7 protein-coding genes and 5 pseudogenes are annotated in these 11,948 nt (G+C 33.2%); 10 read left to right on the top strand and 2 right to left on the bottom strand.

What is annotated here, in order from left to right; translation table 11 throughout:
• The first annotated feature begins 2 nt into the window (after positions 1-2).
• The 5 genes and pseudogenes from P5P87_RS18305 (at position 3) to P5P87_RS18285 (ending at position 6,467) form a co-directional block, all read left to right on the top strand.
• Positions 3-488 carry a lipocalin-like domain-containing protein gene (locus P5P87_RS18305; RefSeq protein ID WP_278020190.1) on the top strand — a complete coding sequence of 162 codons (486 nt, stop codon included), beginning with the start codon at positions 3-5 and terminating at the stop codon, positions 486-488.
• Between the two features lie 116 nt (positions 489-604).
• Entirely contained in the window at positions 605-2,248 is a 1,644-nt protein-coding gene (pgi, locus tag P5P87_RS18300; RefSeq protein WP_278020189.1) for a glucose-6-phosphate isomerase, read from the top strand.
• 322 nt (positions 2,249-2,570) lie between these two features.
• Positions 2,571-5,356 (top strand): annotated as a pseudogene (locus tag P5P87_RS18295) (TonB-dependent receptor).
• 106 nt (positions 5,357-5,462) lie between these two features.
• Positions 5,463-5,886: pseudogene (locus P5P87_RS18290) on the top strand (hypothetical protein).
• A gap of 92 nt (positions 5,887-5,978) precedes the next feature.
• The gene (locus P5P87_RS18285; RefSeq protein WP_198855302.1) at positions 5,979-6,467 is read left to right on the top strand and encodes a septal ring lytic transglycosylase RlpA family protein; all 489 of its coding nucleotides are present in this window, start codon (positions 5,979-5,981) and stop codon (positions 6,465-6,467) included.
• A gap of 33 nt (positions 6,468-6,500) precedes the next feature.
• On the opposite strand, the gene P5P87_RS18280 is transcribed toward P5P87_RS18285, so the two are convergent.
• Positions 6,501-6,956 (bottom strand): DinB family protein, encoded by a 456-nt coding sequence (locus P5P87_RS18280; protein ID WP_198855301.1) that lies wholly within the window; start codon positions 6,954-6,956, stop codon positions 6,501-6,503.
• A 79-nt stretch (positions 6,957-7,035) separates the two neighbouring features.
• Here P5P87_RS18280 and P5P87_RS18275 point away from each other — a divergent pair, with 79 nt between their 5' ends.
• The 5 genes and pseudogenes from P5P87_RS18275 (at position 7,036) to P5P87_RS18255 (ending at position 10,381) form a co-directional block, all read left to right on the top strand.
• Positions 7,036-7,383, top strand: a complete 348-nt coding sequence (locus P5P87_RS18275) for an arsenate reductase family protein (protein WP_198855300.1) — start codon at positions 7,036-7,038, stop codon at positions 7,381-7,383.
• A 95-nt stretch (positions 7,384-7,478) separates the two neighbouring features.
• Positions 7,479-8,338 (top strand): annotated as a pseudogene (locus tag P5P87_RS18270) (YicC/YloC family endoribonuclease).
• Between the two features lie 72 nt (positions 8,339-8,410).
• Positions 8,411-8,984, top strand: a pseudogene (gene gmk, locus P5P87_RS18265) (guanylate kinase).
• 110 nt (positions 8,985-9,094) lie between these two features.
• Positions 9,095-9,676, top strand: a complete 582-nt coding sequence (gene nadD, locus P5P87_RS18260) for a nicotinate (nicotinamide) nucleotide adenylyltransferase (protein WP_198855297.1) — start codon at positions 9,095-9,097, stop codon at positions 9,674-9,676.
• On the top strand, positions 9,677-10,381 hold the full coding sequence (locus P5P87_RS18255) for a hypothetical protein (RefSeq protein ID WP_278020188.1): 705 nt from the start codon (positions 9,677-9,679) through the stop codon (positions 10,379-10,381).
• Between the two features lie 44 nt (positions 10,382-10,425).
• On the opposite strand, the pseudogene P5P87_RS18250 reads toward P5P87_RS18255, so the two are convergent.
• Positions 10,426-11,894: pseudogene (locus P5P87_RS18250) on the bottom strand (nicotinate phosphoribosyltransferase).
• Positions 11,895-11,948 lie beyond the last annotated feature (54 nt).

The raw sequence follows: 11,948 nt of genomic DNA, 5'->3' as shown, positions 1-11,948 counted from the left end.
AGATGAAAAACACAATTTTGATGATATTGCTTTTGATTGCAAACTCAATTAATGCACAAAAAAAATCTGAATTTTCAGGTTCATGGACTTTGGTTTCAGTAGAAAACACAAATTCTGACGGAACAAAAAACCTTCCCTATGATGTAAATCCGAAAGGTTTTTTGTTCTTTGATGAAATAGGAAATTATGCAGTTCAGATTTACAAAGACAAAAGATCCAAAATTATTTCAGGAGATAAAAATAAATGTACACCCGAAGAAAACGCCGCAATTGTACGGGGAAGTAATTCACATTTTGGCGAATATGAAATTGACGAAAAAAATAAGACTATAACTTTTACAATAAAAACGGCATCGTTTCCAAATTGGGAAGGAACAATTCAAAAGAGATCATACACTTTTACAAATAACGAACTTAAATATTCTGTAACCAATACTACACAAGGTGGAAAATCGGTGATAGCAGAAGTTGTCTGGAAAAAGTTATGACGCACTCTTCATAAAACGTTTTCGTAACTAATTGTTATATAATCGCAAACCGCTCCCCTTTTAAAAGTTATTTCAGTATTTTTGTGTTTCAGAAAACAAACTCAATTATAGATAAAATGGCTTTAAACACAACAAACCCAACTGGGACTGAAGCGTGGAAAAATCTACAAAACCACTATAACGCAATTCACGAAACCACAATACAAGAATTGTTTCAACAAGATAGTGCGCGCGTTGAAAAATTCAATTTGCAATGGAATGACTTTTTAGTAGATTATTCAAAAAATAATATCAGTCAAGAAACAGTTTCTCTTTTATTAGAATTAGCAAACTCAATCGGATTGAAAGATGCAATTGCACAATATTTTGGAGGAGAATTAATTAATCAGACTGAAAATCGCGCGGTTTTACACACAGCATTGCGTGCTCCAGAATCGGCAGTTATCAAAGTAGACGGAGAAAATGTAATTCCGGAAGTTTACGAAGTAAAAAATAAAATCAAAAAATTTACTGAAGAAATTATTTCTGGACAAAGAAAAGGCTACACTGGAAAAGCTTTTACAGATGTTGTAAATATTGGTATTGGAGGTTCTGACCTTGGTCCTGTTATGGCTGTTGAAGCTTTACAATTTTACAAAAATCACCTAAACACACATTTCGTTTCAAATGTTGACGGTGACCACGTAAATGAAGTTATCAAAAAACTAAATCCTGAAACGACACTTTTCGTAATTGTTTCTAAAACTTTTACTACTCAAGAAACGCTTTCGAATTCAGAAACTATAAAAGAATGGTTTTTAAAATCGGCTTCTCAAGAAGACATTGCAAAACACTTCGTAGCGGTTTCTACAAACATTAAAAATGTAACAGAATTCGGAATTAATCCAGACAACGTTTTCCCAATGTGGGACTGGGTTGGAGGAAGATTCTCTTTATGGAGCGCAGTTGGTTTAAGCATTGCTTTGGCTGTTGGATTTGATAATTATAATGATTTATTAAATGGCGCCTATGAAATGGATGAACATTTCAAATCGGCAGAATTTGATGAAAACATTCCGGTTATTTTAGCTTTGTTAAGTGTTTGGTACAATAATTTTTATGGTGCCGAAAGCGAAGCTTTGATTCCATACACACAATATTTACACAAACTTGCCCCTTATTTACAGCAAGCTTTTATGGAAAGCAACGGAAAAAGTGTTGGACGTGACGGAAAACCTGTTAATTACCAAACTGGAACAATCATTTGGGGAGAGCCAGGAACAAACTCACAACATGCTTTCTTCCAATTAATTCACCAAGGAACAAAGAGAATTCCAACAGATTTTGTGGGATTTGTAAAACCTCTTTATGGTAACGAAGATCACCACGATAAATTGATGTCAAACTTCTTTGCTCAGACTGAAGCTTTAATGAATGGAAAAACAGAAGCACAAGTTCAGGCAGAGTTTGACAAACAAGGACTTTCTGCTGAAAAAGCATCTTATTTATTGCCTTTTAAAGTATTCACTGGAAACAAACCAACTAATACAATTCTAATTCAAAAACTTACTCCAAGAAGCTTAGGTTCTTTAATTGCATTATACGAACACAAGATTTTTGTTCAAGGTGTTATTTGGAATATTTTCAGTTTTGACCAATGGGGAGTTGAATTAGGTAAGCAATTGGCAAACTCGATTTTAGACGAAATCAATTCTAAGACTGTTAAAAATCACGACAGTTCGACTTCGTTTTTGTTAAAACATTTCTTAAAAAACAAATAGAAACATTTACTTAAATATTTTTTAACTTCTAAAACGTCCTATTTTCTAGTAAAATTAGGACGTTTTCTACATTATAAATCGATTAAAAACACAAATAATCGTTTAACTACAACACCCATCTTACAAACTTATCAGAATAATTATATTTTTAACAAAAAAGTACCACTTAAATTCAACAAATCAATATTTTATCCAACAAAAAGACAAAAATTCATTTTAATGCGCAAGCATAAAAAGCAAAACTTGTTTTTCTTAACATTTCGATAACATTATCTGAGTTATTTGTTATAATTTTGCCAAAAACAATAAACTCAATAACAAAATGAAGAAAATGAAAAATTGGTTACTGACCGGACTATTTTTTATGATAGTTTCAACCGTATTTTCTCAAGGAAAAGTTACTGGTAAAATTACCGACGGAACAGGTGGATTACCAGGAGCAAATGTGGTGATCAAAGGATCTACTACAGCAACTTCAACAGATTTTGATGGTAAATTTACTCTTACTTCAACATCAAGCACAGGTGAGATTGTTATCTCTTTCTTAGGTTATGACAACCAAACTGTGAAATTTAATGTGTCAAACGGCGCAACTACAAACTTAGGAACTATTACTTTGGTTTCTAACTCTAACGAATTAACTGAGATTGTAGTTAAAAGTAGCACTGTAGATATTGCAAAAGACAGAAAAACTCCTGTTGCAGTTTCTACAATTAAAGCTTCTGAAATTCAAGCAAAATTAGGAAACCAAGAACTTCCTGAATTGTTAAAAAGCACTCCATCTGTTTACGTAACTAAATCTGGTGGTGGATTTGGAGATTCAAGAATTACAGTTCGTGGATTTAGCCAAAACAACGTTGCGGTAATGGTTAACGGTATGCCAGTTAACGACATGGAAAATGGTTCTGTTTACTGGAGTAACTGGGCTGGTTTATCTGATGTTACTTCTGCAATTCAGATTCAAAGAGGTTTAGGTTCTTCAAAATTAGCTATCGCTTCTGTTGGGGGTACAATGAACTACGTAACTAAAGCTTCTGATTTAAAACAAGGTGGAACAGTTGGTACTTCTTTTGGTAACGACAATTTCTTTAAATCTAACGTTGCTTACAACACAGGAAAATTAGACAGCGGATTCTCTGCGTCTGTTTTATACAGCCACACTCAAGGTGATGGATATGTAGATGGAACTCAATTTAACGGAGATAACTACTATGTAGCTCTTGGTTATTCTACAAAAAACAATAAACACGATTTCCAATTTACAGTTACTGGTGCTCCACAATGGCACGATCAAAGATCTACTTTTATCACTATAGCACAGTACCAAAAATATGGTTCTGTATCTGACCCAAACATTAAATACAACTCTGATTGGGGTTACAAAGATGGTCAAGCTTTCAACATGGTAAGAAACTACTACCACAAACCAGTTGTTTCATTAAACTATGATTTCCAAATCAATGAAACATCTAAATTATCTACTGTAGCTTACGTTTCTTTCGGACGTGGAGGAGGATCTAGAGGAGCAGGTGGTGCTGGAAACAACAACTACACTAGTGATGTATTTAGAACTGCAGATGGTTTAGTTGATTATGATAAAATCGTTCGTTGGAATACAGGACAAGAAGTTATCAGATTTAACAACACAGACAATACTCGTGCAACAAATGGTACGAGTGGACAATTCCAAAACAGCTCTAACACAGGAAGAACTGGATCAGGAACTCCACAATCTCCATATGTTTACAACAATACATCAGGTATTTCTCAAATATCTTCTGTTAATTCACACAACTGGTACGGAGCAATTGTTAACTTCAACAAAAAATTCACAGAAAACTTAACTTGGGATCTTGGAGTTGACGTAAGAGGTTACAAAGGTCTTCACTACCAAAACGTAAACGACAGATTAGGTGCAGATTCTTACATTGACAATTTTGATACTAACAACCCTAATAGAGTTTTATACAGTACATATTCTACATATGCTCCTTGGAATGTATTTAAAGATACTGACAAAGAAGAAAAAATCAACTTCAACAATGACGGTGATGTTAGATGGTATGGTGGATTTACTCAATTAGAATATTCTAATGATAAATTTACTGCATTCGTTCAAGGTGCTCTTTCTCAACAAGGATTCAAAAGAGTTGATTATTTCAAATACAAAAGTACAGATCCATTATCTAGTACAGATTACGAAAACATCTTAGGTGGAAACGTAAAAGGTGGTGTTAATTACAACATCAACGAGCATCATAATGTTTTTGTTAACTCAGGATATTACTCAAAACAGCCATTCTTTAATGCAGTTTACCCAAACAATGCATCTCTTGTAAATGGTAACTTAACAAATGAGAAAATTTTTGGTATCGAAGCTGGATACGGTTTACGTACAAGAATGTTCTCTGCAAACGTAAACTTATACCGTACGTCTTGGAAAGACAGATACCAAAGATCTAATGACGGAGCTACAGACAACCCTGGAGGTTACTATGACTTCGCTGGAATTACTGAAATTCACTCAGGTATTGAGATTGATGGTACTGCAAAAGTACTTGACAAACTTACTATTACAGGTATGTTATCTATTGGAGACTGGAAATATGAAGGTACAAGTACAAGTAACCGTTACGACTCTGGAAACAACCCTATCGGTGGAGGAACTCCTTCAACATTATACCTTGATGGTGTAAGAGTTGGGGATGCTTGCTCAAACAACTGCAGCTTTAGGAGCAACTTACGAAATTTTACCTCGTTTTACTGTTGATGCAAACTACAACTACTTTGACAGATTGTATGCGGCTATTTCTCCAGGTAACTTTACTAAAGCTGATAACAGAGGAGCATTACAATTACCATCTTATGGTACTGCTGATGCTGGTTTATCATACAAATGGTTAGTTGGTAAAACCAAAAGCAACTCTGTAGGTTTCAGATTAAACGTAAACAACGTTTTTGATTACACTTACATTGCTGAAGCAAAAACTAACTACTTTGCTTGCTGATTACCCAACTCAGCCAACGTATAAAGGAATTTCTACAAATAACCAAGTATACTTTGGTTTCGGTAGAACTTGGAACTTTGCATTACGTTACGATTTCTAAAATTTAGAATCTAAATAAATAATAAAAACGGCATTGACTTTTAAGTTTAATGCCGTTTTTTTATAGCCTTTTTTGTTATATTTGTTTTCAACAAAAAACAAAGTTTATGTATAATTTTCTACAAAAATTCCACTCTGGTTGGGCATACTTAGCATTGCTTCTTTTGCTAGTTGCGGTTGTAAATGCAATCATTGGATTTACTTCAAAAAAAGAGTTTACAGCTAAAGATCGTAAAATCGCTTTATTTGCTTTAATTGGAACACACACTCAATTATTGATTGGCTTAATCTTATATTTTGTTTCTCCACTTGGAAAAGCGAGCATTCGGGCAAATGTCTAATGCAGAATTAAGACTAACATCATTAGAGCACCCTCTAATTAATATCATTGCTATCATCTTAATTACTATTGGATGGTCTAAACATAAAAAAATAATCAATAGTGAAGCTAAATTTAAAACCTTTGCTATTTTTTACGGATTAGGATTATTGCTTATTTTAAGTAGAATCCCTTGGAACCTTTGGTTCTAAAAAAACACCAATTAAAGCCCTTCCTACAGGGCTTTTTTCATCTCGGCACATTATTTGTACAAACTCCCCCCAAGTCTGAAAAAGAATAACCCATGAGAAATAAAAAAAACATTTTATTCGCCACAATCGCTTTAACCTTAATTAGCGGCTTTACGTATGTTATAAGCCAGACCAAACCTACAACAGAACCTAAAATCATTCAAGATACTGTTAAAAATGTAAAACCGACTATTATCCCTTTACCGGATTCTGTCTTTACAGACAAAGGTTTAAAACTTAGACCATACAAGAAAAACGCTCACGCTTCCTACTACGCTGATCGTTTTAACGGAAAAAGAACTGCTAACGGAAGCCGATTCAACAATAACAGCTATACTGCAGCTCACAAAAAACTTCCTTTTGGAACAAGAGTAAAAGTAACAAATGAAGCTAATGGCAAATTTGTCATTGTAAAAATTACTGACCGCGGCCCTTTTGTAAAAACCCGCGAAATTGATTTATCTAAAAGAGCTTTTATGGATATATCAAAAAATAAAGGAGCCGGCGCAATGAAGGTCACTATTGAAACCATAATCGAATAAAAAAAAATCCCGCTTAAAGCGGGATTTTTTTATTTAAACAAATTTTCTTAACGACATTATAACTCCAGTATGAAGTCCTTCATGAAAATTATTAAAATCTAAAGCCCCTTGAATATGAAGAAGTGTGAATCCGACGCTGGTAGTGTATTCATGATAATTAACAAACAGACCGCTTTCAAAATCATTTTTTGTTTTTTCTAATGTTGTTGAAAGCAATGTTCTAATTTCATCAACCTCAGCTTGAGAAACATCTCCTTCTGGTTTGGTCCCTTTTTTATATTTGTTAACGAAATCTTCAGAAACCATTGTTGGAAGACCCGATAATTTATAGACCAAAACCTGTTGCGAAGAAATACAGTGGCCTATATTCCAAATAATATTGTTGCTAAAACCATCTGGAATTTTGTTTAATTGTTCTAATGAATGACTATCTAAGATTTTCAAAAGAATTTCTCTAATTGTTTTTTGCACATCAAAAACTGAACTCATAATTTTATTTTTTTTCTAAAATTAGTCATTTTTAAGTTCCAAATGGATTTTCTTTGCATTCTCACAAATTTATCAAATTATGAACAAAATATATTATTTAGCTTCATGCGATACTTGTCGCAAAATCATTAAAAGTCTTCCAGAAAACAATCTTGTTTTTCAAGACATCAGACAAGATCCAATTACAGAAGAACAATTGGATGAAATGCATAAACTTTCTGGAAGTTACGAAGCATTATTTAGCAAAAAAGCTCAATTGTACAAATCAATGGGATTAAAAGACCAATCATTGACAGAGGCCGATTTTAAAAAATATATCCTAGAACATTATACTTTCTTAAGCCGTCCGGTTTTTATTATTGACGGAAAAATCTACATCGGCAACAGCCAAAAAAATGTAGCCGAAGTTATAAAAGCATTATCGTAAGAATAACCGTAAATTTTGATCTATAAAACTGATTCACAATTTACAACGCAAGACATTAAACTTTTAATTATCTTTGCGCCTTTATACTCAATTATATGATACAATCTATGACAGGGTTTGGCAAAGCTTCTTTGCAATTGCCTACAAAAAAATTACCGTTGAAGTAAAATCTCTAAACTCGAAAGGTTTAGATTTGAATGTAAGAATGCCATCAGTTTACCGCGAAATGGAACTTGGTTTAAGAACTCTTATTTCAACAAAACTAGAAAGAGGAAAAATTGATTTTGCGATCTATGTAGAAAGTACCGCAGAACAAACTTCTACTAAAGTAAATGTCCCTGTTGTAAAATATTATATAGCCCAGTTAAAAGAAGTAAATCCTGACGCAGATGAAACTGAATTGATGAAAATGGCTGTTCGTATGCCAGATACATTAAAAACAGAACGTGAAGAAATTGATGAAGATGATTGGGATCAAATTCAGGTTATTATAGACGAAGCACTTCAAAATATTTTAAATTTCCGTAAAGACGAAGGCGAATCTCTTGAAAAGGAATTCAATTTACGAATTGGAAATATCCGTCAGCTTATGAACGATACACTGGCACTTGATCCAGAACGCGTACAAGCAATTAAAGATCGTTTGCAGACTGCAATTTCAGAATTACAGGTTAATGTTGACGAAAACCGTTTTGAACAGGAATTAATCTATTATTTAGAGAAATTAGATATTACCGAAGAAAAAGTTCGTTTAGGAAACCATTTAGACTACTTTATAGAAACTCTTAATGGTTCTGAAGCAAACGGAAGAAAACTTGGTTTCATTACTCAGGAAATGGGACGTGAAATCAACACAATGGGTTCTAAATCGAATCATGCTCAAATGCAAAAATTGGTTGTGATGATGAAGGATGAATTGGAGAAGATTAAAGAGCAGGTTTTAAACGTATTATAAAGCTTTAAGCGACACAAAATCCAACACACAATAAAGCTTTGAGTACACTGCTTAAAGCCTAAAGCATACACAATGAACAAAGGAAAATTAATTGTTTTTTCGGCACCCTCAGGTTCAGGAAAGACAACTATCGTAAAACATTTATTAGGTCAAGAAGATTTAAATCTTGAATTCTCGATTTCGGCAAAGATCACGTGCGCCACGTGGCGAAGAAGTACACGGAAAAGATTATTATTTCATTTCGTTGGAAGAATTCAAAAAGCACATTAAAGCGGAGGATTTCTTGGAATGGGAAGAAGTGTATCGTGATAACTTCTACGGAACTTTAAAATCGGAGATTGAAAGAATCTGGGCTTTAGGAAAAAATGTCATTTTTGATATTGACGTGGTTGGCGGTCTTCGTATTAAACATAAATTTCCAGAAGAAACTTTAGCGGTTTTCGTAAAACCACCAAGTGTTGACGAATTAAAACGTCGATTAAAACAACGTTCTACAGAAAGTGAAGACAAAATCAATATGCGTATCGCAAAAGCTTCTGTAGAATTGGCAACAGCACCACAGTTTGATGCGATTATTAAAAACTATGATTTGCCTGTTGCTCTTGAAGAAGCGCATCAATTAGTGAAAGATTTCATTAGTAAATAATTTTTATTCCACAGAGATACACAAAGAAAAAACACAAAGATTCGCCAAGTTGAAATAAAACTTTGCGAATCTTTGTGCTATCTTAGCAACTCTCTGCGAAACTATACAAAATGAAAATAGGTCTATATTTCGGAACATATAATCCCATTCATGTCGGTCATTTAATCATTGCCAATCATATGGCTGAGTTTGCAGATTTAGATCAAATTTGGATGGTGGTCACGCCTCATAATCCGTTAAAAAAGAAAGCCACTTTATTGGACGACCAACAGCGCCTGCAAATGGTTTTTCTGGCAACAGAAGATTATCCGAAAATAAAACCGTCTGATATCGAATTTAAATTACCTCAGCCGAGTTATACCGTTATTACACTCGCACATTTACAAGAGAAATATCCAAATCATGAGTTTTCTTTAATTATGGGCGAAGACAATCTGAAAACGCTTCACAAATGGAGAAACTATGAAGTAATTCTAGAAAACCATAATATTTATGTGTATCCGAGAATTTCTGATGAACCTGAAAATGTAGAGTTAAAATCGCATTCAAAAATTCATGTTATAGATGCGCCAATTGTAGAAATCTCTTCGACTTTTATTAGAAACAGCATTAAAGAAGGTAAAAATATTCAGCCTTTATTGCCATCAAAGGTTTGGGAATATATTGATCATAATAATTTTTATAAGAAGTAGATGCTTTTTTCTGCTTCAATTTTTATTCCTGAAAAAACCAAATTCTTCAATTTGACTCAATCAGAAAAATTATCTTATTTTTCTTTTGGAGCAATCATACTATACTTTTTAATATCATTATTAATTGAACGCTTAATAGATTATAAATTACCCAATTATTATTACTATCCTGTGATAATTCCTTTGATCTTACAGATAGTAAGTTCTATTATTAGATTAACAGAATTCGAAAATCTTAATGGTCATTTTGAAGGAACAATTTCATTTCAGGAAGATTTATTAATGATAAATGAAATTGAATACAAATACACAGAATTAGAAAATCTATCGATTTATGGAAATTCTTTCTCGGGAGAAAAAACACAAAACTATAGATCTGGACCAATGTATGGAAATGGAATTGAAAATCTAATTTCATTTACTCATAACGGAATTAAAATTAAAAAACACTTTCAATTAAATTCAGAACGCCATCTTGACGAATTACAAAACACTTTAATTCATATTATTTCCTCTGAAAAAATTCCCTTCAAAAAAGAATATTTAGATTTTATTAATGAAGAACATCGATCTTATATTCTTTTCGAATTTTTAGTTGGAAAATTGATTGCAGAGAAAAAGATTGAATGCAAGGAAGGTCTTAGTTTAATAAAATTTAAATCAAACAAAGATGCTCAGGAATTTAAAACAAAATACTGTTCTTAAGATAAAAAAAGCCTGAATTCAAAATTCAGGCTTTCATTTTATAATTAAGCTTCAACACTCACTTCACTTTTTACTCTCGTTCTGATTTCACTCAGCGATTGATCAACCAAAAGTTTTCCATCTCTAAAAACCTCTTTCAATTCGCCTTGTTTTTCTTCTTCCCAAGAAACATTATCAGTCAAATGATACTTCCCGTCGATTAAATCGATTTTCATTAATCCTTTAGCCGATTTTTTAGTTCCGTCGTCTGTAATTGGGTCTTTGAAAATCGCTCTTCCCTCTCCGTTTACTTCTCCGTAAGTTGCTTTCATCGCAAATCCGAAAGTATCTCTGGTATTGTATTGATAAGTAAAAGATCCAATTCCTAAAACAACATTTGTAGAAGCAAATCCTTTTTCTTTTAATCTTTCACAGATTTGAGTTGCTCTGGCTACTGTAATACTGTCTCCGTAAATCGCTCCAATTTGCGGAACCAATTCTTTGAAACCTTTCGCATTTGTAGTCCCGCCGAAAACATCCCAAAGCAATTCTATAACACCTTTTTTCTCTTGTTCTGTTTTTCCGTTTGGATTTCCGCAGATAATATCTACTGGATCACCACTGTCAGGACGAATTACAACTTTGCCTTCTCTTGAAACAATTTCTTCTTTCAATCTTGGAAGATAATCCGTTAGAACTTTCCATAAATCCCAAGTGTCAGAAACGATAGAAACAATTCCTTTTGGGTAAACTTCAGTAATTAATCTTTTGAAAGTTTCATATTCGCCTTCTGTTGTTCCCATACACATAACAGAATGTTCTGTTGCTGCTACTGAACCTGCTACAAGTTCTTGATCTGAGTTTGCATTGTAATATTCTTCTAAGAAATCAATTGCAGGAATTGTGTCAGATCCTGTAAAACTTAACAAGTGCCCAGCTGCAGAAGTTAAAGTCGCTTCGATTCCGCCCATTCCTCTCATTGAGAAATCGTGCGCCTGCCAGTCTACAAATTCTGGAACAGAAGAAGTTTCTGCTGCATATTTGTCTAATACTTTTCTATATTCTTTTGCAATTGTAGCTGAATTACAAGGCAACCAAACTACTGCTGAAAGTAAAGTTTCGAAATAATTTGTCAGCCAGAAAAATTCGGAATTGTATTGTACATCGTAAACATTGGAACTCTTAACGGAACACTCGCGCCTTCTGGCAAAGCTTTAAAAACCATCGGAATATATCCTAAATCGTGTAAATCTTCGATATGTTTAGTTCCAACTAAATTTTCTCCCAAATAATTATTGATTCTGCGAGAATATTTTTTGATTACTTCTTCTTTTGGTTTTTTGAAGAATTCTTCTTCGAAATCATGAATAATATATTTTTTAATGAAATATTGCAATCCGAAAAAGATTACTTCATCAACGGTTTCAATTCTTGATTTTCTTGGTGTCCAGTTAGAATATACAATTGTAGTTCCGTCTGGGTATTGTCTTCTGTGGTCAACTTTGTAACCGTCAGTTAATAATAGTGGGTTCATATATTTTATAGTATTATTTTAAATTTTCGTACAAAGTATCAAATTTTGAAGACA

Origin of the sequence: Flavobacterium ginsengisoli, from assembly GCF_029625315.1 — a bacterium.
GTDB lineage: Bacteria > Bacteroidota > Bacteroidia > Flavobacteriales > Flavobacteriaceae > Flavobacterium > Flavobacterium ginsengisoli.
The sequence above is the reverse complement of the archived record's forward strand: the minus strand, read 5'-3'. Positions and strand labels throughout refer to the sequence as shown.

What these genes read in the sequence shown, in the direction of transcription:
- P5P87_RS18275 (WP_198855300.1), top strand. Translation starts at nt 7,036, where the DNA reads ATGAACAAAATATATTATTTAGCTTCATGCGATACTTGTCGCAAAATC.
- P5P87_RS18285 (WP_198855302.1), top strand. Translation starts at nt 5,979, where the DNA reads ATGAGAAATAAAAAAAACATTTTATTCGCCACAATCGCTTTAACCTTA.
- P5P87_RS18255 (WP_278020188.1), top strand. Translation starts at nt 9,677, where the DNA reads ATGCTTTTTTCTGCTTCAATTTTTATTCCTGAAAAAACCAAATTCTTC.
- P5P87_RS18305 (WP_278020190.1), top strand. Translation starts at nt 3, where the DNA reads ATGAAAAACACAATTTTGATGATATTGCTTTTGATTGCAAACTCAATT.
- pgi (WP_278020189.1), top strand. Translation starts at nt 605, where the DNA reads ATGGCTTTAAACACAACAAACCCAACTGGGACTGAAGCGTGGAAAAAT.
- P5P87_RS18280 (WP_198855301.1), bottom strand. Translation starts at nt 6,956, where the DNA reads ATGAGTTCAGTTTTTGATGTGCAAAAAACAATTAGAGAAATTCTTTTG.
- nadD (WP_198855297.1), top strand. Translation starts at nt 9,095, where the DNA reads ATGAAAATAGGTCTATATTTCGGAACATATAATCCCATTCATGTCGGT.